Origin of the sequence: Hydrogenophaga bisanensis (assembly GCF_042665135.1) — a bacterium.
In the GTDB taxonomy this organism is placed as follows: Bacteria; Pseudomonadota; Gammaproteobacteria; order Burkholderiales; family Burkholderiaceae_C; genus Hydrogenophaga; species Hydrogenophaga bisanensis.
Map to the genome: position 1 here is coordinate 1 of NZ_JBHTBX010000034.1, position 1,187 is coordinate 1,187.

Genomic DNA, 1,187 nt, shown 5'->3' on the forward strand with positions numbered 1-1,187 from the left:
GGTAATCCCCCCGAAAAACCGGCGGGGCGAGAAGTAGAAGTTTTCGAAGGAGAATTTCTACATGAAGAAGTCAAGGTTTACCGACAGCCAGATCATGGATGCGCTCAAGCGGGTGGAGGCCGGCTTGTCAGTGCCCGAGGTCTGCCGCGAACTGGGCATCAGCGTGGCCACTTTCTACAAGTGGCGGGCCAAGTTCGGCGGCATGGACGCCTCCCTCATGGCCCGCATGAAGGAGCTTGAGGAAGAGAATCGGCGGCTCAAAAAGATGTACGTCGAAGAGAAGATCAAGGCTGACATCGTGGCCGAGGCACTCGCAAAAAAGTGGTGAGGCCATCTCGCCGGCGTGAGATGGCCAGACGTGCGGTGCAAGATCGTGGGCTGTCCATCAGGGTGGCTTGCCAAGCGTTCAGGGTAAGCCAGTCGTGCTTCCGGTACGAAGCCAGGATCAGCGCAGAGAACCAGGAGATCGCCGACTGGCTGCTCAGGCTCACGGACAACCACCGCAACTGGGGCTTCGGGCTGTGCTTTCTGTATCTGCGCAACGTCAAGCGCTTTGGCTGGAATCACAAGCGGGTTTACCGCATCTACCGGGAGCTGGAGCTGAACCTGCGCATCAAGCCGCGCAAGCGGCTGGTGCGTCAGAAGCCCGAGCCCCTGGCTGTGCCGCAGCAGCGCAACCAGGTCTGGTCCATGGACTTCATGCACGACCAACTGGAGGACGGACGCAGCTTTCGGCTGTTCAACGTCATCGACGACTTCAACCGCGAGGCGCTGGGCATCGAGGTGGACTTCTCGCTGCCCTCGGACCGGGTGATCAGGGCGCTCAGGCAGATCATCGGATGGCGTGGCAAGCCCGAAGTCATCCGTTGTGACAACGGGCCGGAGAACATCAGCGAGACGGTGCGGCGCTGGGCCGAAGAGTGGGGCATCCGGTTCGAATACATCCAGCCAGGCAAGCCGCAACAGAACGCCTACGTGGAACGGTTCAACCGGACAGTGCGCTACGAATGGCTGTCACAGTACCATTGGCGCGACCTCGATGAAGTCAGGCTGTACGCCACCAACTGGATGTGGATGTACAACCACGAACGCCCAAACATGGCCTTGGGCGGCATCACCCCGAAACAGCGGTTGGCCATGACCGCATGAATCTACTTCTCAGCCCGATGCGTTTCGGGGGGATTACC

Annotated in this window: 1 protein-coding gene; it reads left to right on the top strand. The window is 60.1% G+C overall.

Annotated elements, in window-relative coordinates; genetic code table 11:
• Positions 1-61: 61 nt before the first annotated feature.
• A protein-coding gene (locus tag ACFQNJ_RS19305; RefSeq protein ID WP_382260376.1) for an IS3 family transposase occupies positions 62-1,149 on the top strand; the annotation gives its coding sequence in 2 pieces (ribosomal slippage) (positions 62-314 and positions 314-1,149; 1,089 coding nt in all).
• Positions 1,150-1,187: the final 38 nt, after the last annotated feature.